Annotated in this window: 26 protein-coding genes; 18 read left to right on the top strand and 8 right to left on the bottom strand. The window is 48.5% G+C overall.

Annotated elements, in window-relative coordinates:
• Positions 1-134: 134 nt before the first annotated feature.
• On the bottom strand, positions 135-455 hold the full coding sequence (locus tag BM030_RS02470) for a hypothetical protein (RefSeq protein ID WP_090970685.1): 321 nt from the start codon (positions 453-455) through the stop codon (positions 135-137).
• 159 nt (positions 456-614) lie between these two features.
• On the opposite strand from BM030_RS02470, the gene BM030_RS19785 reads away from it, so the two are divergent.
• The 4 genes from BM030_RS19785 to BM030_RS02455 all read left to right on the top strand — a co-directional run bounded on the left by BM030_RS19785 (position 615) and on the right by BM030_RS02455 (position 3,848).
• A complete protein-coding gene (locus tag BM030_RS19785; protein ID WP_170845608.1) occupies positions 615-791 on the top strand; it encodes a hypothetical protein in 177 nt (58 codons plus the stop codon).
• Positions 792-836: 45 nt separating this feature from the next.
• Positions 837-1,793, top strand: coding sequence for a YihY/virulence factor BrkB family protein (locus BM030_RS02465; RefSeq protein ID WP_244518615.1), 957 nt, complete (start codon positions 837-839; stop codon positions 1,791-1,793).
• A 443-nt stretch (positions 1,794-2,236) separates the two neighbouring features.
• Positions 2,237-2,749 (top strand): RNA polymerase sigma factor, encoded by a 513-nt coding sequence (locus BM030_RS02460; protein WP_090970680.1) that lies wholly within the window; start codon positions 2,237-2,239, stop codon positions 2,747-2,749.
• A complete protein-coding gene (locus BM030_RS02455; RefSeq protein WP_090970678.1) occupies positions 2,733-3,848 on the top strand; it encodes an AI-2E family transporter in 1,116 nt (371 codons plus the stop codon). The genes BM030_RS02460 and BM030_RS02455 overlap by 17 nt, the downstream gene beginning before the upstream one ends.
• 11 nt (positions 3,849-3,859) lie before the next feature.
• Here the strand turns inward: BM030_RS02455 and BM030_RS02450 are convergent, their stop codons facing one another.
• From BM030_RS02450 to BM030_RS02435, 5 genes are read right to left on the bottom strand one after another with little or no spacing between them, the layout of a single operon-like run.
• Entirely contained in the window at positions 3,860-4,915 is a 1,056-nt protein-coding gene (locus BM030_RS02450; protein WP_139215789.1) for a DNA topoisomerase IB, read from the bottom strand.
• The gene (locus tag BM030_RS19600; RefSeq protein WP_139215788.1) at positions 4,869-5,123 is read right to left on the bottom strand and encodes a hypothetical protein; all 255 of its coding nucleotides are present in this window, start codon (positions 5,121-5,123) and stop codon (positions 4,869-4,871) included. Before BM030_RS19600 ends, BM030_RS02450 begins: the two co-directional genes overlap by 47 nt.
• On the bottom strand, positions 5,116-5,313 hold the full coding sequence (locus BM030_RS02445) for a hypothetical protein (RefSeq protein WP_090970675.1): 198 nt from the start codon (positions 5,311-5,313) through the stop codon (positions 5,116-5,118). Before BM030_RS02445 ends, BM030_RS19600 begins: the two co-directional genes overlap by 8 nt.
• Positions 5,314-5,336: 23 nt before the next feature.
• Positions 5,337-5,840, bottom strand: coding sequence for a response regulator (locus BM030_RS02440; protein ID WP_090970673.1), 504 nt, complete (start codon positions 5,838-5,840; stop codon positions 5,337-5,339).
• Positions 5,841-5,861: 21 nt separating this feature from the next.
• Positions 5,862-6,113, bottom strand: a complete 252-nt coding sequence (locus tag BM030_RS02435; RefSeq protein WP_139215787.1) for a hypothetical protein — start codon at positions 6,111-6,113, stop codon at positions 5,862-5,864.
• A gap of 153 nt (positions 6,114-6,266) precedes the next feature.
• Here BM030_RS02435 and BM030_RS02430 point away from each other — a divergent pair, with 153 nt between their 5' ends.
• The 11 genes from BM030_RS02430 (at position 6,267) to BM030_RS02380 (ending at position 14,950) form a co-directional block, all read left to right on the top strand.
• Positions 6,267-7,166 carry an SDR family oxidoreductase gene (locus BM030_RS02430; RefSeq protein ID WP_090970669.1) on the top strand — a complete coding sequence of 300 codons (900 nt, stop codon included), beginning with the start codon at positions 6,267-6,269 and terminating at the stop codon, positions 7,164-7,166.
• A 53-nt stretch (positions 7,167-7,219) separates the two neighbouring features.
• Entirely contained in the window at positions 7,220-7,411 is a 192-nt protein-coding gene (locus tag BM030_RS02425; protein ID WP_139215786.1) for a hypothetical protein, read from the top strand.
• Positions 7,412-7,452: 41 nt separating this feature from the next.
• On the top strand, positions 7,453-8,796 hold the full coding sequence (purB, locus tag BM030_RS02420; RefSeq protein ID WP_090970665.1) for an adenylosuccinate lyase: 1,344 nt from the start codon (positions 7,453-7,455) through the stop codon (positions 8,794-8,796).
• Positions 8,797-8,859: 63 nt separating this feature from the next.
• The gene (locus tag BM030_RS02415) at positions 8,860-9,414 is read left to right on the top strand and encodes a NifU family protein (protein WP_090970663.1); all 555 of its coding nucleotides are present in this window, start codon (positions 8,860-8,862) and stop codon (positions 9,412-9,414) included.
• A gap of 4 nt (positions 9,415-9,418) precedes the next feature.
• Entirely contained in the window at positions 9,419-10,117 is a 699-nt protein-coding gene (locus tag BM030_RS02410) for an arylesterase (RefSeq protein WP_090970661.1), read from the top strand.
• A gap of 39 nt (positions 10,118-10,156) precedes the next feature.
• On the top strand, positions 10,157-11,002 hold the full coding sequence (locus tag BM030_RS02405; RefSeq protein WP_090970658.1) for a transketolase: 846 nt from the start codon (positions 10,157-10,159) through the stop codon (positions 11,000-11,002).
• 7 nt (positions 11,003-11,009) lie between these two features.
• Complete coding sequence (locus BM030_RS02400) at positions 11,010-11,963, top strand: transketolase family protein (protein ID WP_090970655.1); 954 nt, start codon at positions 11,010-11,012, stop codon at positions 11,961-11,963.
• A gap of 35 nt (positions 11,964-11,998) precedes the next feature.
• Entirely contained in the window at positions 11,999-12,544 is a 546-nt protein-coding gene (locus tag BM030_RS02395) for an RNA polymerase sigma factor (protein WP_090971029.1), read from the top strand.
• A 33-nt stretch (positions 12,545-12,577) separates the two neighbouring features.
• Positions 12,578-13,279 (top strand): hypothetical protein, encoded by a 702-nt coding sequence (locus tag BM030_RS02390; RefSeq protein ID WP_139215785.1) that lies wholly within the window; start codon positions 12,578-12,580, stop codon positions 13,277-13,279.
• Between the two features lies 1 nt (position 13,280).
• Positions 13,281-13,748 carry a hypothetical protein gene (locus BM030_RS02385; protein WP_090970651.1) on the top strand — a complete coding sequence of 156 codons (468 nt, stop codon included), beginning with the start codon at positions 13,281-13,283 and terminating at the stop codon, positions 13,746-13,748.
• Complete coding sequence (locus tag BM030_RS02380) at positions 13,748-14,950, top strand: aspartate aminotransferase family protein (RefSeq protein ID WP_090970648.1); 1,203 nt, start codon at positions 13,748-13,750, stop codon at positions 14,948-14,950. Before BM030_RS02385 ends, BM030_RS02380 begins: the two co-directional genes overlap by 1 nt.
• Here the strand turns inward: BM030_RS02380 and BM030_RS02375 are convergent.
• Complete coding sequence (locus BM030_RS02375) at positions 14,930-16,117, bottom strand: class I SAM-dependent rRNA methyltransferase (RefSeq protein WP_090970646.1); 1,188 nt, start codon at positions 16,115-16,117, stop codon at positions 14,930-14,932. The genes BM030_RS02380 and BM030_RS02375 overlap by 21 nt on opposite strands.
• Positions 16,118-16,273: 156 nt before the next feature.
• Between BM030_RS02375 and BM030_RS02370 the strand changes: the two genes are divergently transcribed.
• From BM030_RS02370 to BM030_RS02360, 3 genes are read left to right on the top strand one after another with little or no spacing between them, the layout of a single operon-like run.
• Positions 16,274-16,810 carry an RNA polymerase sigma factor gene (locus BM030_RS02370; protein WP_090970644.1) on the top strand — a complete coding sequence of 179 codons (537 nt, stop codon included), beginning with the start codon at positions 16,274-16,276 and terminating at the stop codon, positions 16,808-16,810.
• A 19-nt stretch (positions 16,811-16,829) separates the two neighbouring features.
• Positions 16,830-17,387: a hypothetical protein gene (locus BM030_RS02365; protein ID WP_090970642.1), complete on the top strand. Its 558-nt coding sequence runs from the start codon at positions 16,830-16,832 to the stop codon at positions 17,385-17,387.
• Positions 17,374-18,543: a hypothetical protein gene (locus BM030_RS02360; protein ID WP_090970640.1), complete on the top strand. Its 1,170-nt coding sequence runs from the start codon at positions 17,374-17,376 to the stop codon at positions 18,541-18,543. The genes BM030_RS02365 and BM030_RS02360 overlap by 14 nt, the downstream gene beginning before the upstream one ends.
• Positions 18,544-18,551: 8 nt before the next feature.
• On the opposite strand, the gene BM030_RS02355 is transcribed toward BM030_RS02360, so the two are convergent.
• The gene (locus BM030_RS02355; protein ID WP_090970638.1) at positions 18,552-19,574 is read right to left on the bottom strand and encodes a prolipoprotein diacylglyceryl transferase; all 1,023 of its coding nucleotides are present in this window, start codon (positions 19,572-19,574) and stop codon (positions 18,552-18,554) included.
• Positions 19,575-19,580: the final 6 nt, after the last annotated feature.

Genomic DNA, 19,580 nt, shown 5'->3' with positions numbered 1-19,580 from the left:
AAAGGTGGATGTTAAAAAAAATGAAACCAAACGGATTGCACATTGTAAGATAGAAACACAAAGTTAACACGTACCCCTTATGTTTTTCGCAATACTATTCGGCGCGGTTTTTATTATTGGGATACTGGCTTACGTCATTTATCGGACGAGGCGGCGGAGGTAACATCAGACCACTTCCGCTTCAGCTTCAGGATGGCCCGCGACTGATTATTCCATGTAATCAGGTTGCCGATGATCATCGCGTCTTTCATATGCTGCCGGCATGTCCTTGTGTACACCAGCATACCAACCACCAGCAATGGAATCCGAGCCAGTGCTATACAAACTACAGACAGCGCACGCCTGTTATTGAATCGCTGTACAAGCAGGATGGATAACAATTGGAAAATTGTAATCATAGGCAGCGCGGCGAGCAACCCAATCTGCGCATTATTGGCACCGGGCAGCAGCGCCATAGCCACTAAAAAAGCCAGATCACCATGCGCAATCCGCGCTTAATATCATTCTCCGTTAACTCAGCTTTCGGCGTTAAAACCATTGTTTATAAGTCAACTATCGTTTTTTGAACTTCAAAAAATACCAACAAACCGGACCGCTAACTGTTGATTACAATAATGAAAAACAGGAAAAAATTGGCGATTGCTCTTGTACTGGCCGCGCTCGCCGCCATGTTCGGCAGATTCGCTTGGATATATATCCATGAATCCATCGGGGTAGTGCTTATTATCCTTAGCGCTGTATGTGTGGTGGCAGCTTTAACCATATTCGCCATTTATTTCAGCGAATATTAAGCGTTGCTGCCAGACCAACCGGGAAGGAACCGTTAAATGATTATTATGGAAACTACGAACTTTTTTAAACGCTGGTTTACTATTCTAAAAAATACCTTTGCCATATTCATGGAAGTGAGAGGCTTGAAATTCAGTGCATCCCTGGCCTATTACACGGTTTTTTCATTGGCCCCATTGCTGGTATTGGTTATTTCATTAGCTGCCTTGTTTTTCGGGCGCGAGGCGGTGGAAGGGCGGGTTTTCCAAGAGATAAACGGGCTTATCGGCAATGATGCTGCCATTCAGGTACAGGAGATGCTCCGCAATGTACGGTTAAAAGGAGGTAATACCTTAGCGCTTGTTATCGGCATAGCCACGCTGCTGCTCGGCGCTACAACCGTGTTTGCCGATATGCAGCATTCCATCAACCGAATCTGGGAAATTAAGCCGAAACCTAAACGGGGGTGGTTAAAATTCATCCAAGACAGGCTGCTTTCTTCCTCCATCGTACTTTCGCTTGGCTTTCTGCTTATCGTGTCGTTAATCATTAACGGACTGCTGATGCTCTTTATGGATTATGTGCGACAGGCGTTTTCTGATCTGGCGGTTTACCTGTCTGTTACTATTGACCTTGTCATCAATTTCTTTGTTATCAGCATCCTGTTCGGCATCATTTTCAAATTTTTGCCGGATGTCCGTATCCGATGGAAAGATGTCCGTTCCGGAGCGTTGTTCACTGCGGTGTTGTTTATGATTGGCCGGTTTCTAATAGGCTTTTACATTCAGACAGCAGGGCAGGCATCCGCCTATGGTGCTGCGGGCTCCTTGATCGTTGTGTTATTATGGGTCTATTATACGGCCGCCATCCTCTATATTGGGGCATCCTTTACGCGGGCATATGCAGACTTTCATGGCACCCGCATTGCTCCGGCAGAATTTGCAGTACATGTGGAAGAAAAGGAAACCGAGCTTGATGTAAAGCACATTCCCCGAAAGCACGAGGACAGTGCCGGAAAACAATAACAATATTGTTACAAATAAGAAAACAATGATATATATAACAAATGCATTATATTCGCCTAACGAACAGTAAAAGAGTGCGTTCAGATTTTTTTTAAAATTTTTCAAACAAAAATCTACCCCGGGTTGTTGGCATCTAACAGCGATTGGGCAGCTATTAAAACAAGCGTATTAAAACAAACAGTCCAATACAGTTCATTAAAAAAAATAACGATCATAAAAACTGAGAAAAAACAACGCCTGCAAGTATGCAAAATAGCGTGATAAATAATGTTTTTATGTTTTATCAACTTTTTTAGTATTGAGCTTCCAAACGACGTATTGTGTCGTTTGGAATTTTACGGGAACTTCTTAAAAAACGAAACAGCAAACGTAACTTCGGTGACGAAGCTTACCGGCCAGATTATCTAACACAAACGCACTTGAAACGATAAATGCCATAGGTTATGAATAAGATCGAATTTAACTCCAAAGTGATACAGGAAGCCGGCGCGTTAAATAATTACGCTTTTTATTTCACCCGTGATGAAGAGAACGCAAACGATTTGGTGCAGGATACCCTTCTCAAGGCATTTTCCTATTACAACAAATTCAAAGAGGGCACCAACTTACAGGCTTGGCTTTATACCATATTGAAGAATACCTTCATCAATTACTACCGGAGAAAAGTCAAGACCAATTCCATTATCATTAAGCCGCAAACCATTTCATCATCCGATCTATTCAAAAGTGCCCTTTGCAACGCCGCAGAAGGAAAGTTTATCATGGAAGACATCGAGCGGGCATTGTCAAAACTGTCTGAAGAGTATTATTATCCTTTTTCCATGTATTACGAAGGTTATAAATACCATGAAATTGCCGAGCACTTCCAGATTCCGATTGGAACGGTCAAAACCCGGATACACGTAGCAAGGCAGCAACTGAAAAAAAAGCTAAAACCGTATGCCAGGGGGAACTAATGGATCAGCTGCAACCACCACGCGTACCGCTAACATCATCCTGATTATTACACTTTCGATTGCCAGCCTGTATTTCGCTGCCTCATTTTTGATTCCTGTTGTGCTTGCAGGGCTATTGGCCATGCTACTGAATGGCGCCAGCGAATGGCTGGAAAAATTGGGGCTCGGCAGGGCACTGTCGGCTTTTATCCCTGTTCTGGCGTTTATTGGCGCAATCACGGTAATTGGTTTGGTGCTTTCATGGCAGATTAACCGGCTGACGGCAGACTTCGCCGGAATGAAGGAGCAGGTTGGAGCCAAACTGGAGGCGTTGCGGGCATGGGTAAGCGACACCTTCGGTATTGCGGTCCACGAACAGGAAAAATTGGTCAAGGAACAGGGCAAAGAGGCTTCCAATCAGGCGGGGACCTGGCTTTTTACCATTGTTAACACATTGGCGGACGTGGCGGTGAATACCGTGCTGGTGGTGGTTTACACTTATCTGCTTATATTTTACCGTTCGCACCTCAAAAAGGCCATTATCCACATGGTTCCCGAGAGCAAAAAAAGAGACACAAACCGTATAATCCATAAATCGATAGCTGTGTCGGGTCACTATTTGATCGGTTTGTTTGCCATGGTGGCCTGCCTTTGGGTAATGTACGGCATCGGCTTCACCATCATCGGACTACAGGGGGCGATACTGTTTGCCATGATTTGCGGGTTGCTTGAAATTGTACCATTTTTAGGCAACTTCGTCGGCAGCGTGATTGCCCTTATCGCAGCACTGGCCCAAGGCGGCGACGCAGGCATGGTGCTGGGTGTGGTAGCGGTATATGTGATTGTCCAGTTTCTGCAAACCTATATTCTGGAACCCCTTGTTGTGGGGCAACGGGTGAACATCAATCCGCTGTTTACCATCATGGGGTTGGTGGCCGGCGAGCTACTATGGGGTATCGCGGGCATGGCCCTGGCCATCCCGGTGGTGGGCATTATCAAAATCATTTGTGATAACGTTCCCGAGCTTAAGCCGTATGGCATCCTTATCGGCCCAGCCGATTCCCCTAAAGGCAAAACCCATCATTTTCAGGCACTGAAAAGAAAATTTGAGAGAAAATAGTACAAACCTGGCTATTTTGCAGCGTCTTTCAGGAAAGCCAGAAATTGGTTTTCGGTTTGCCGTGGCGTGGATATGCCTTTGCTGTTTAAGCTGTTGCGCAAATAGGGCTGTAACACACCCTTTTCATAAGCAGTGATAAGGCTATCAGGTACATAATATTGTTTGCAGACCGTCCGCGTGTTGCCCAGGCGTCTGGAAACAGCATCCAACACCGACAGAATAATGGCTTTGCATTCTTTTTCGTCCTTAGGGTCAGGTTGCCTGGCAAACAGACGGAACGCCCAAAGCCCGGCATACCACGTCCGATAATCCTTGGAGGAAAAGCTCCCATCAAGACAGCGTTGAATATAGGCATTAATCAGTACCGGGTTCAGGCGATGCCTGCTTCCTGCATCATCCACGTATTGGAAAAGCGCAGCACCGGGTAGTTGGCACAACATGCTCAACACCTCAGCCAGACTCGCGCTTCTTACGGTAATTTCCTGCCATACACCTTTTTTTCCCCTGAATTTGAACATCACTTCGTTCTGAGCGATGCTGATGTGCTTTTTCTTTAATGTGGTTAGTCCATGGCTTCCATACTTCCTTCGGTATTGCTCGTTGCCGACCCGAATCAGCGTAGCCTCCATGACCCTCAGGGCGACGGCGGTGACCTTCTCCAATGTAAACGCATTAACCCGAAAATCGGCGGCTACTTGCTTCCGGATCCGGGGTAAAGCAAAGCCGAAAGCAACCATGCGTGCCAGTTTTTCCTGCTGCCTATCTTTTGTCCATTCGGGATGATATCGGTATTGTTTGCGGCCCTCTTCATCAATGCCGGTAGCCTGTAAATGCCCCCGGCTACTCGGGCTTATCCAGACGTTCTTCCACGCGGGGGGGATAACCAAGGCCCGGAACCGTTCCAGCAGTAACGGGTCGGTTATCCGCTTTCCGGAACTGTCTGTGTAGTAAAATCCCCGTCCGCATCTAATGCGGCTGTAACCCGGCATAACATCCGGTAGGTAGCGGAGCTTGGCCTGCTTAAGTCTCCGAATCGATTTGGCCGTCGTACTTTTCAATGAAGTCAAGCCCCTCCTGTGTTATCTCCAACATGGCATTGGTAGACGAAACGCCGTCTTTCATGGGATAGACAACCATAAGCCCAAACCCCTGCAATTCCGAAACCGCCTCAAGCAGTTCCGGAGGTTCCACGCTTAGCTCTTGAGCAAACTTATGGACCGAGCCTGTAGCCCACCGTCTCAACAAACGTAAAAGACGCCATGCACAGTCAGTCATCCCCGTCTTTTTGCTCCTTGCCCATCTGGCTCTGTATGCGACTGAAAAACAAAGCCATTTTCAGGTTTTCCAGCATCCGAATTCCCGCCAGCTCATTACGCTTATCTTCGCCCGCCGTTTCTTCTCTGTCGTGCAGAAGGTTGTGGTGCAAGGCAGGTGGATGTACCTGATTTACTTTATTCCTTTTCATACGCCACACTTTTTTAGTTAAACTCAAACAGTTGGATCCGCTTTCGGATAATATTGATTTACGGCATCAATGATATCGTAAATTTCAAATGGTTTACGGATATACGCATTCGCTCCGCAATGTTGTGCTATATCATCGATTTCTCTGACCGCCGAAATCATAATGATGGGGATATGAGCCGTATCATCCCGCTCCCGAAGTTCTTTACAGAGGGTGCTGCCCCAACACCAGCTCAGGCCTTCATCCATCAAGATCAGGCCAATATCGTGCTCCTTCAAATGCTTATACATTAATTTGCCGTTGTCTATAATAACTTCATATTCTTCAAACCGCATAATCTCAACTACAATATCGGCAATATCGGTGTCGTCTTCAATGTATAGAATCTTCTTTTTCTTCATTCGAAAACCGTTGTTCTTCAAAGGCCCCATAAAACCTACGTTTTCATCACGCGCGTTCAGCGGTGATGAAACTTGCGTCTGCCCTTGGCTTTTGGCGCTAATATGACAGTCTGTTGCGTAGTACATTGATATGAAGGATTAGCTGACCTACTTATCTTGCTTTAGCTTATCAGTATGCATGCGATTACCGCCGCCGGGCTTGGCCCGACCACGTTCATGCCCTTCTCCCTCAGGAACAGTGTTCAGTTGATCGACCTGCGGATCGATGCCTGCTTCATAATTTTTCTGCTCTTTTTTTTCCTTCAGATCACGCCGCGCACGGATCAGATCCTCTCCTTTTTTGTCTTTCAGCTTCTCGCCGCCGGCAGACACCTTCGCATTTTCTTTTTTTATAGCCATTGTGATGTGTATTCGTTCTTTGCAGACCAACATATTGAACCGGCGGAATGTTTGGTTACGTTTAAAAATCTCAACAAAACGAGCGAATATGACAAAAACAAAACCAACGGTTAAACCGATTGTTAGCCACATTACGGAAAAAAAGCAAATCGTATGAAAAACGAAACGAGGCAACAACAAGAAAATCCGGCGGACAAATATCCCAAACCCCCATTTCCTAAAAAGCCCCAAGATGTACCGGGTACAGAAAGCGCCATGGATCCGAAAGCGGACCACGGTGAACAAACGTACAAAGGGAAAGCCCGGTTGACCGGTAAAGTTGCTGTAATAACCGGCGGCGATTCCGGCATCGGGAAGGCAGTAGCCATTGCGTTTGCGCGCGAAGGGGCGGATGTACTGATCAGCTACCTTGATGACATTGAAGACAGAGATGCGGAGGATACCGCTAAATATGTGGAGGAAGCGGGTCGGAAAGCGGTGTTGGTGAAGGGGGATATCAGCTCAGAACGGCATTGCCAAAAAATTATCGAGACTGCTGTCAAAGAGTTCGGCAAGATAGACATTCTGGTAAATAACGCCGCTTACCAGATGTCCCGTGAAACGTTGCAGGACATTCCTGCATGGGAATGGGAAAAGACATTCGCCGTAAATATCCACAGCATGTTTTACCTTTGCAAGGCCGCTGAACCCCACATGCCGCCCGGTTCGAGCATCATTAACACCACGTCGGTAAACGCCTACGAACCGAACCCCACCTTGCTGCCCTATGCCGCAACAAAAGCTGCCATTCAGAATTTTACGGCAAACCTCAGTCAGATTTTGCTCCAACAGGACAAAGGAATCCGTGTAAATGCAGTAGCCCCTGGCCCCATATGGACGCCACTGATTCCGTCAACCATCCCCGATCATGAACATTTCGGCGAGAATACACCGTTCGAGCGACCTGGCCAACCTGCCGAAGTGGCTCCTGCTTATGTGTTTCTGGCTTCGGACGAAGCTAATTACATCTCTGGGGCGACACTGCCGGTAACAGGCGGGCGCATAACGATATAATCCCGACGTACCAAATCAATGTTTGTTTAATTTATATTTAAAAGATGAATACCATGAAAATGTTAAAAATGTTTACAGCATGCCTTTTTTTGGCAGGAATTACCGCGTGCGGCAATACCGCTCGTGATGGACAGAACAATAGGAATGCCGACTCAATTTACAACGATTCTATCGCCAATGACACCGCCACATGGGGAGACACGACAATGACCACCGACTCATTGGCGAGCCCCTCGTTTCCGTGATTGCAGGCAAATGCCTACTTTTGCGGAAAGATTAATTGACTATGGCTTTATCACCACTTACGGCCGTATCCCCTGTGGACGGCCGTTACCATTATGTTACCCGCGAATTAGCCGACTATTTTTCCGAATACGCACTTATTAAATACCGGGTATTCGTCGAAATTGAGTACTTTATCAGCCTATGCGAATCCGGCGTACCGCAGCTGCGTCATTTCGACGGAAGCCTTAATGACAAGCTACGGGGTATTTATGAAGGTTTTTCTTTAAGCGACGCTGAATGGATTAAAGAGAAGGAAAAAGAAACAAACCATGATGTGAAAGCCGTTGAATATTTTTTGAAAGAAAAGCTTGAGGCATTGGGCTTGGTGGATTCGCTGGAGTTTATCCATTTCGGATTGACGTCTCAGGATATCAACAATACAGCCATTCCCTATTCGTGGAAAAAGGCGATCACTGAAGTGTATATTCCGCAATCTGCCGCACTCGTTAGCACGTTGGAACAATTGGCCGAGGATTGGGCAGCGGTACCTATGCTGGCACGAACGCATGGACAGCCCGCCTCGCCTACCCGCCTGGGAAAGGAAATCAGGGTTTTTGCCGAAAGGCTGTCCAACCAGTTGGAACTGCTTAAATCGATTCCCTATGCGGCCAAGTTCGGCGGAGCCACGGGCAACTTCAATGCTCACAATGCGGCTTACCCAACTATAGACTGGGTTGCATTCGGCAATACGTTTGTCAATGAGACATTGGGCTTACACCGGTCGCAAACGACTACGCAAATTGAACATTACGACTATTTTGCAGCCCATTGCGATGCACTGAAACGTATCAACAACATTCTGATTGATCTGTGCCGGGACATGTGGACGTACATTTCAATGGACTACTTCAAACAAAAAATAACCAAGGGACAAATTGGCTCTTCAGCGATGCCCCATAAGGTAAACCCTATCGATTTTGAAAATGCAGAAGGCAATTTGGGCATTGCTAACGCCTTGTTTGAGCATTTAGCGGCTAAATTGCCGATATCCCGTCTGCAGCGTGACCTGACAGATTCCACCGTGCTCCGCAATATCGGTGTGCCACTTGCCCACACAATCATTGCACTTAAGTCAACCGTACGGGGCTTGAACAAGCTTATCCTCAATGAAACGGCATTGCAGGCCGATCTTGAACAGAACTGGGCCGTGGTGGCCGAAGCCATCCAAACCGTCCTGCGCCGTGAGGGCTATCCGAAACCCTATGAAGCACTCAAGGAACTTACCCGGACAAATGAAGCGGTAACGAAAGAGACCATCGCGGCATTCGTAGATACACTCAACGTAAGTGAGGAAGTAAAATCCGAACTTAAGGCTATCACCCCGTGGAGTTATACAGGTGTATAAGCTTTGACGAAACACTGACCCTTAATTTGGGGATTATTGGTATTTTTGTAAAAAAGAGAAAAGATGGCAACCATAAACGTTTATACGGAATATACCCCTAACCCGGCGACCATGAAGTTTTTGGTCAACAAGCTATTGATCAACGGCAGTCTGGATTTCCCGGATCGGGAAAAAGCCCAGCAGTCGCCGTTTGCCCGAGAGCTTTTCAAATTCAACTTTGTAAACGGCGTGTTTTTCGCCAGTAACTTCGTTACCGTCACTAAAACGGATGACGCTGAGTGGGAAGATATTGAAGGCATTCTAAAAGAATTCGTAAAAGGTGCCGTGGAGTCCGAACTCAAGATACAGGATGTAGTGCCGGATGAGGAGGTGACCTTTGAGGGAACGGATACGGAAATCAAAATACAGCAAATTTTGCATGATTATGTGCGTCCGGCGGTGGAGCAGGATGGCGGCGCCATCAGCTACAAGTCATTTGAAGGCGGCACGGTCTTCGTGGAATTGCGGGGTTCATGCAGTGGCTGCCCCTCTTCGACCATTACCCTGAAGGCCGGCATTGAAGGGTTGCTCAAACGGATGGTTCCTGAGGTCCAAGAGGTGGTTGCCGAAGCAATGTAAACCGATGTTTGCGCGACTATCATTTGCCCTGGTATGCTTTCTTCTGGTTATGGCCTGCGGTACTGCGGGTAATGATAATGGTGCGCAGGACACCACTTCGGCGAGACCCTCCGGCACCGCGACTGAAAATAACGAAACAATCAAAAACATTTTATTCTTTGGCAATAGCCTGACGGCAGGCCTGGGCCTGGAAAGCCAGGACGAAGCTTTCCCTGGCATCATCCAGCAACGTATAGATTCACTCGGGCTTCCCTACCGTGTGATTAATGCCGGTCTGAGCGGCGAAACATCTGCCGGCGGAAATGAACGGATTGACTGGCTGCTGAACGAAAAGATAGATATCTTTGTATTGGAGTTGGGCGCCAACGACGGCCTTCGGGGTATACCCACAGCCGAAACCCAACGGAATTTACAGCACATCATCGACAAGGTTAAGGCCAAGTACCCGCGCTGCAAACTGGTACTGGCGGGCATGATGGTACCTCCCAGCATGGGCGGTGACTACGGCCGGGCCTTCAGTGCCATTTTTCCTACATTGGCCGAAAAAAACAACATGGCTTTTGTACCCTTCCTCCTTGAAGGTGTGGCGGGTGAGGCCACCCTTAACCAAGACGATGGAATCCATCCTACGAAAGAAGGCCATAAAATCATGGCCGAAAATGTCTGGGCGGTACTGGAGCCATATCTCACAATTAATCCTTAACTTTAACGCCGAATTGTTTATAACCACTTATAATTAACAATGAGCGAAGACATCAGTAAATTGGAGCACATTGCGTCGCAGGTAAGGCGCGATATTGTGCGGATGGTACACGCCTGCCAATCGGGCCACCCCGGTGGTTCGCTGGGCTGCACGGATTATTTCGTGGCGCTGTATTTCAACATCATGAAACGGAAGGCTGGGTTTGATATGGACGGCATAGGAGAAGATATCTTTTTCTTATCGAACGGACATATATCGCCGGTCTTTTATAGCACCCTCGCCCGTGCAGGATATTTCGAAGTCAGCGAATTGGCCACGTTCCGTAAAATCAATTCCCGCCTGCAAGGCCACCCTACCACCCACGAAGGATTACCCGGGGTACGCGTCGCCTCCGGTTCGTTGGGACAGGGGCTTTCGGTAGCCATCGGTGCAGCACGGGCCAAAAAACTGAATCAAGACAATCACCTCGTGTACGTTCTGATGGGTGACGGGGAGCAGCAGGAAGGCCAGATATGGGAAGCAGCCATGTATGCTCCGCACAATAAAGTGGATAACCTCATCGCCACCATTGACTATAACGGTCAACAGATAGACGGGGCCACGGAAGACGTGCTATCGCTCGGCAACCTCAAAGCCAAATGGGACGCATTCGGCTGGGACGTACTCGAAATGAATGGCAATGCAATGAGCGAGGTTGTAGCCGGATTGAGCGAAGCGAAATCCCGCACGGGAAAAGGCAAGCCCGTATTGATACTCATGAAGACGGAAATGGGCAATGGCGTTGACTTTATGATGGGTTCGCATAAATGGCACGGCGTAGCCCCGAACGATGAACAGTTGGCCGCTGCGCTGGCACAATTGGAGGAAACCTTAGGAGATTATTAAATTGACCATGAAAAAATATACCTATACAGATAAAAAAGATACGCGTTCGGGCTTCGGTGCCGGTTTACTGGAAGTGGGGCGGAAAAACGAAAACGTAGTGGCACTCTGTGCCGATTTGGTGGGCTCCCTCAAGATGAACGATTTTATCAAGGAATTCCCGGATCGTTTTTTTCAGGTAGGCATCGCCGAGGCAAATATGATGGGCATAGCAGCGGGGTTGACCATCGGCGGCAAAATCCCTTATACAGGAACATTTGCTAATTTTTCTACCGGCCGCGTTTATGATCAAATACGCCAGTCTATCGCTTACTCGGGGAAAAATGTAAAAATTTGTGCCTCACATGCAGGACTCACCCTCGGCGAAGACGGTGCTACGCACCAGATATTGGAAGATATCGGCCTGATGAAAATGCTTCCAGGCATGACGGTTATCAATCCCTGCGATTATAATCAAACCAAAGCGGCCACCATTGCCATTGCCGACCACGATGGGCCTGTATACCTGCGCTTCGGACGTCCGGTAGTACCAATCTTCACCGACCCGGACCAGAAATTCGAAATCGGTAAAGCATGGATGGTTAACGAGGGGAAAGATGTCAGCATCTTCGCCACCGGCCACCTGGTGTGGGAAGCCATCCAAGCGGGTGAGCAACTGGCTGAAATGGGAATCGATGCGGAAATCATCAACATCCATACCATTAAGCCCTTGGACGAAGAAGCCGTATTGAAATCCGTGGCCAAAACGGGCTGCGTGGTAACAGCAGAGGAGCATAATAGGCTCGGCGGACTCGGAGACAGTATTGCACAATTGTTGGCCAGGAATACACCCACTCCTCAAGAGTATGTAGCGGTTGACGACAGTTTTGGCGAGAGCGGCACACCTGCCCAATTAATGGAAAAGTATGGCTTGAACGCAGCAAATATCATCGCTGCGGCGCAACGCGTTATCAAACGGAAATAGTCCAGGGGAAAAGATTGGGGATATCCCGGCACATGATAGAAGATGCCCAGATATTGGAAAAATTTGCCGATGCACGCACACGTGATGAGGCATTTTCACTGTTGTTGAAAAAATATCAGCAAAAGATCTATTGGCATGTGCGACGCTTGGTCATCGACCACGACGATGCCGATGATTTAGTGCAGGATATCTTTGTGAAGGTCTGGAAAAACCTCGGGAATTTCAGGGAGGACGCCCAATTGTACACGTGGCTCTACCGGATTGCCACCAATGAGTGCATCACTTTCTTGAACAAAAAAAAACAACGCCAGAATATTTCATTAGATGACGAAAGCTCAGCTTACCTGGCAGATTCATTGACCGATACCTCATACTTCAACGGCACTCAGGCCCAATTGAAGCTACAGCAAGCATTGCTTACGCTGCCGGAGAAGCAGCGCTTGGTATTCAATATGAAGTATTTTGATGACCTGAAGTATGAGGAAATATCGGAAATTGTGGGTACCAGCGTAGGCGCATTGAAAGCATCTTACCATCTGGCTGTAAAGAAAATAGCACAATTTTTTGAGGCAAACGATTAAACCTTCAAGCAGCAAGCACATCTAAGGAGTACCATGAAGGATAAACACACATACCATGATTCTGAGGCATCAGGCCTTCTGCCAGACGCTTTACGTGTGAATCCATATACTGTACCTGCGGGATATTTTGAAGAGATGCAGCGGTATATCCTGCAAAGATGCAATGTTATCAAGGCCTCGGAAGACGCCTTTGACGTACCGCCGGGCTATTTCGAGCAGTTGGAACAACGCATTTTGGCCAATGTCAAGGAGCAAAAGCTGAAAAGCGCGGTAAGTGAAGCTGGGTTTATTGCACCCGAAGGGTACTTTAATAAGCTCGAGGAGCAGTCGTTTAACCTGTATAAATTGCAGGAAAAAACCGACAGCCCCGGCTTTACGGTTCCAGGCAATTATTTCGATGCTTTACGGGAGCGTACGTTGCGGCGCGCCTTGGCAGTTCCAGCCACGTCCCGGAAGCTGGCGCCTGTCCGGTGGGTGGCATATGCCGCCGCCGCTTGCATTGCCTTAGCGGTGGGCATTACCGGGTTGCTCAGGCTTCCCGGCCAAGATCAAGCCATCACACGGGAACCATTGGCTTTGGTTTCTGACCAGGACATCATTAATTACCTGGAGCTGTATGGAACAACAAGTGACATCACGTACATCTCGGAGCACCTCGAAGACTTTGGGGAGCGTAATATCGGTGAAGGTTTGAACGAAGAGGATATCGAAGCATACCTTAATAATACGCTTTAAAATGACCGTGAAAAAACAGTTAAATCTGATAGCCATTATGCTGCTTTCTGCTGTCTCCATCAAGGCACAGGAAACCAGGGCGGAACGATTTGAACGAATCGAAACGGAAAAAATTGCTTTCATTACCCGGGAGTTGAACCTTACGCCTTCAGAAGCACAAAAGTTTTTCCCGATATATAACCAGTATTTCAGAGCGATATCCCGCCTGAGAAACGAGAAACGGGGCGCAAAAATGCAGGGCCACAACCTGCAGAACAAACAACTTCACAGCAATGGCTTTAATCCCGGAAACCGTGATGTACTTGCTTTTGATGCCAAGGAGCTGGAAGTGAAAAAAAATTACCGGAAACGTTTTGCCGATGTCATAGGCCACGCCCGTGCATCGCGTTTCTTTGAAGTGGAGGAGGAGTTCAAGAATTACCTGCTTCGCGAGCTGCAACACCGCCGGCGCGACAAGGATCATGAGTAATGCTCAGCAACCGACAGCTTTTTCTGTTAAATACGGCACAGACTTCTAATTCACCTCGGCTAATAGAGGTTGAACGTGCGGAAGGCTGTTACCTTTACGGCCCGGGAGGCAAAGCCTATATTGACCTGGTATCAGGGTTTGCCGTAAGTAATATAGGTCATCGGCACCCCAAAGTGCTGGAAGCCATTTCTGAACAATTAGCCAAATATCTTCACGTAACCGTGTACGGTGAGTTCGTACAAGCTCCTCAGGTTATGCTGGCCACCAAGCTATTGGATGTACTCCCGGGGCGCCTTGATTCCGTGTATTTCACCAATTCGGGAACCGAAGCCACGGAAGGAGCAATGAAGATAGCCAAGAAGTTTACCGGACGCCGTGAAATCATCGCTGCAGAAAAGGCTTACCACGGGAGCACACAAGGCGCGCTCAGTCTTATCGGCAACACGGAATATCATAAGGCCTACGCCCCTCTTTTACCTGAAATCCGTTTTATAAGCTATAACGACCCTAAGGACGTTGAACGGATAACCTCCGCCACCGCCGCCGTTGTCCTTGAAGCGGTTCAGGGCGAAGCAGGGATCCGTATTCCCGACAGGGAATATATACAGGCTGTACGTAAACGCTGTGACGAAACGGGGACTTTGCTTATTTTCGATGAAATACAAACCGGATTCGGCCGGACGGGCAGGTTGTTTGCTTTTGAGCATTATGCTATCGTTCCCGATATCCTCCTGCTGGCCAAAGGTATGGGAGGCGGGATGCCTATCGGCGCCTTCGTGGCGCGCAAAGAAGTGATGGATGTCATCAAAGATAATCCCATGCTCGGCCATATCACTACCTTCGGGGGCCACCCGGTCAGCTGCGCCGCGGCACTGGCGTCGCTTCATGTGATATTGGATAATCGGCTGGCGGCAGACGCGGAAAGAAAAGCACAACTATTCCGCCAGTACCTCCGGCATCCGGTTGTCCGCGAAATCCGCGGCATCGGCCTGATGATGGCGCTCCAACTCGATAGCTTCGCCCAGGTAGAGCGCGTCAGTACTTACTGCGCGGCAAACGGGGTGATAATCGATTGGTTCCTTCACTGCGAAACCGCCCTGCGTATTGCCCCCCCACTTACTATCGACGACCACGAAATCCGGCAAGCGTGTGATGTGATCCGGGCCGCGTTGGACAACTGCCTACACGACCCGGCACAATAGTCCTTTCAGGTATTCCCCTTCAGGAAAAGAAGCACGGATGGGGTGGTCTTCCGGTTGCGCAAACTGACGGATAAATTGAATTTCCCGGCCGGCATCCAATGCTGCCCATGCCAACACTTGCTTAAAGGTTGCCATATCCATGGCCGCAGAACAGGAGAACGTAGCCAGCAGCCCTCCACGCCCTAAGAGCAGCAGTCCCCGTCGGTTTAAATCCTTGTAAGCCCGGGCAGCCTTTTCCAAGCCAGCGCGCGAAGGCGCGTATTTCGGTGGATCCAAGATGATGAGATCAAAACGTTCCCCCGCATCGGCAAATGCCCGGAGCTGTTTATTCACATCACCCTGTACCGCAGTATGCCGGTTGTTATCAAAACCATTCAGTGATACATTTTTCTGCAATGCTTCAATGGCGAGGGCTGAACTGTCTACACTGACCACTTCTTGCGCCCCATGCGCCAGCGCGTTAAGCGTAAATCCGCCCGAATAGCAAAAGCAGTCGAGCACCCGTCGCCCTTCAGCATATCGAGCTGTCAACAAACGGTTCTCTCGCTGGTCACAATAAAAACCTGATTTTTGCCCTTCAGCGATGTTAACCTCGTAGCGGATGCCGTTTTCTTTCACTTCCACCCAACCCGGCGGCTGACCGCCCGACAAACTGCCGTTTACCACCGGCAACCCCTCATGAGCACGCGCATTGGCATCGCTCCGCTCATAAATACCCCGTGGGCGCAATAATTGGCTCAGCTCGTCTACAATCACCCGCTTCATACGCTCAACACCAGCCGAATGCACTTGTATGGATATGAATCCTGCATAATAGTCCACAACCAGTCCCGGTAAGAAATCCGCTTCCGCAAAAACCAATCTTAAGGCATCCGTATCTGATGAGCCCATCAGGTGTTTACGTGCCGCGATAGCCTTTCCGATGCGCACCCGCCACCATGGTTCGTCTGGCACAGCTGCTTCATCCCACTCCATTAAACGGACGGCCACGCGCGATTGGCCATTGTATATCCCATAGCCGACAAAATCTCCGGACCAATCGGCCACACTTACCACTTCCCCGTCAGACGGGTTACCTTCATAACCCGCAATAGCACCGGAAAAAACCCAGGGGTGCAGCTGCCTGGCGGCCTTGTCTTTGCCTTTCTTCAATATAATTTTATGCATCTGCGCAAAAATACTTTTTTCGACAGACACTTATTATTTTTTTACGTCCATGCAACACCTGCACTTTCCTTGCGTCTATTGTCAAGCAGGTTGAATTGAACGTCGCTGGAGGCAATGGAATAGCGCTATTTAAAACCACAGAAACAAAGCAAACAGTTGGAACCCCAATTTAACGACAAGCACGATGAACTGGTGATGGCCTGTAGGCGGGGCGACCGGCAATCCCAGTTCAAACTATATAATCTGTATGCAAAGGCTATGTACAATACAGCGCTCCGCATTGTACAGGATGAGGCCGAAGCAGCTGATGTGTTGCAAGAAGCCTTCCTCGATGCCTTCACGCGCTTAGACAGTTTCCGCCAGGAATGTACGTTTGGTTTATGGATGAAACAAATTGTAATAAACAAATCGATATCTGCATTACGTAAGCGGAAACTGGACATGCAACCGCTCGATGACGGCGACGCATGGGCAGAGGAAGAACCGGGGGAAGATGTGGTGGCATTCAAGGTAGAAACCATCAAGGCCGCTATCGGGAAATTACCTGACGGATATCGTCTGGTACTTACCTTGTACTTGCTTGAAGGGTATGACCATGAAGAGATTGCACATATTCTGCGTATCAGTGAAGCGACATCGAGAAGCCAGTTCCTTCGCGGAAAACGGAAATTACTGGATTATTTAGCAAACTGAATGGAGTAAAGGAGGAGCAATGAAAAAGGATCTGAAAACATTCATTACCGAAAACAGGGCTGCATTTGATGACGTAAACCCGCCGTCCATGCTGTGGCAGCGCATCGCCGATGAACTCGATAAAAACGAACAACCACAACGCCACACCCCTACGTTAAGGATACAGCTCAGGCGGCTCCTCAAAGTAGCAGCCATCACTTTTTTGATTGGCACGGCAGGCATGGTCATCTATTTCTATGGAAAACAGCAGGCTTACCATGATTATAGCAAAGTAAACCCCGATTTAGCTGCGGAACAACAGATTTATGCACAATTAGTTATGCAAAAAAAGGATTCTGTAGCGTATATTGCCACGTCAAATCCAACGTTATACGGGGAGTTTTCCAAAGTGCTCAACCAAATGGAAGCAAACTATGAAGCGCTGAAACTGGAGTTCAAGGAAAGCCCTAACAAAGCGCTTACGCTGGAAGCCATGATTCGTAATCTCCAAGCCCAAATTGAGGTACTCAGCCAGCAACTTGAAGTGTTGAATTACATTAACCAAACTAAAAGCCAAGCCAGAAATGAACAGATTTAGTGCTTACGCATCGGCAACTATCGTTTCATTGCTTTCCGGCATTTCCGGTGCCGAAACGATCGCCCAGTCTACCTTAGATAGAAGCCTTAATCAGCTTAACGCTGAAATCAATATGGCAGTAGCCGACGCAGTGGCTTCCATAGATATCGCTCATGAGCCGATGCTAACCGAACAGTTGCAGGCAATCGGCGATCAGTTGGCACAACTGGATTGGCAACGACTTCAAGACCAGCCCGACCTCGATCATCTTTTCGGGTTTCAGAAAGAAAAGGTCATCGAGAAATCCTATCCCGTCAATAGTAAACACCGGCTCGCTATTGACAATCGATACGGTAAAATAAAAGTACACAACTGGAACCGCAACGAAGCTAAGGTTACCATCCGGGTCCGTACCGCTGAAAGTTCCGAAAAGCGGGCACAGGAAGCCTTGGATCGCGTCTACATTGACGAGTCGAAACACGGAAACGACATCACTTTCAAAACGAGCATTTCTTCCGGCGGAGGTTCTAATTGGTGGACATCATTCACCGGCGGTGTGAGCGACCGGGCATTGCAGATCGATTATGAGGTGTTTCTGCCCAAAGGAAACGAGTTGACGCTCGTAAACCGATATGGTGCCATAGAACTGGACGACAGAGATGGCAAGGTCGCTATATCCGTAAGCTACGGCAGTCTCAGCACGGGACGGCTTAACAGCGGGGATAATTCCGTGGCGGTGGCTTATTCCAAGGCCAAAATCAAATATCTTAATGCCGCTGATGTTTCCGTCCGCTATGGCGAATTCACCCTTGCGGAAGCAGAAACACTAACCCTGGCGCTCAACTATTCGAGCGGGAGCGAAGTTGGCCGGGTAAACCGGACCGCCGAGGTCAGCCTACGGTACAGCGCGGGATTCAAAATGGGATTGGGGCCTTCAATAAAAAGTGCCCAAGTGTCTGCTGCGTATTCCAACGTCGAAATACAACCGGCATCTGACGCTGAGTTCAACTTCAACGTGGCGGTCAGCTACGGCGGTTTCAATTATGACAATCGACACATCAGCATCGATAGCCGATCGGAAAGCCATACCGCCAAGAGTTACTCCGGCTATTGGAATAAAGCGGTAAACAATACCGTAAACATTAACTCGCGCTATGGCGCCGTAAGCCTGCGGTAATTCTCCTTTTATCCAAACCGTTTCCGGAGAATGGCATAGAGCTTATCCACCGTAGCCTGTTTCTCGGCCCAATTGTTCTTCTTCGCATAGTTTGTTTGCAAGAATGCGTCAGCTGATGAGAAGTCGTCATACCGGTTAAGCAATTCTATGGCTTCACTATAGGCTAAACTGTAACCGTTGAAGAGATCTTTTATAAACAACAGCTTATCATTGAGGCTAATGGCCGATTTAATATCCGTAACACGGTCGGTGTCCTTCCGTTGCGCAGAAAATGGAGAAGCGCCGGCTTTCCGCTGGGCTGAAATCATTTCATTGAGGGTAAGCGGACGCGCCGGCCTTTCCGGCTCCGCCGGCGATTGCTTGGGCAGCTCCGACGCAGCTACCTGTACCGCTTTTTCAGCTATAGTAACCGGTTTAACGACCTCTTCTTCTTTGGCTTCGGCTAAGTTTTCCTTAGCCCGGTCTTCCTGTTCAGCATTTTTCTGCACATCGTTTCCTTCGGAAACACGTTCTTCCCGGACGGTACTTTCCTGCACGGGGGCCTTGGGTTCGTTCGCTGGTTCGTCCGATTGATAAATGCGATCGCCATCGAGACCGAACGTACTCCCCTCTTCCATTTCCGCCGCTGTGCTTCCCCCATCGACCTCGTCCATAGATTCGTCAGCACTTTCGCTCACTTCACTAAGTTGTTTGGCATGCAATGCCTTCTCCCTGTCACCGTCTATTGGAGGGGTAAAGGTGATTTCAGTTGCACCGTTGGATTCCGCGCTCGGTTCCGGAGCGACTGTGCCTTCAGCCGGGCGCACTTCCGCGTCCGGATGCCTCTTATTGATCTCCGACGGATGATATCCGTCTTTAATTAATTTAGCGTATACGGCCACATGGGCTGCAAAATAGTTCGTTGTGGCTTCAAATAGATCCGCTCTTAAGGCTTCCTGGGCCGCACCCTCTTCCTTCAGTTCCTGGTATTGACCATTAATGTCTTCGATTAATTCTCCTATCTTCGCTAATAACTGTTTTTTCGTCGCCATACCTAT

The organism is Parapedobacter composti, assembly GCF_900112315.1.
Classification (GTDB): Bacteria; Bacteroidota; Bacteroidia; order Sphingobacteriales; family Sphingobacteriaceae; genus Parapedobacter; species Parapedobacter composti.
Note: the sequence above shows the minus strand (reverse complement) of the source record. Positions and strands in the feature narration are given on the sequence as shown.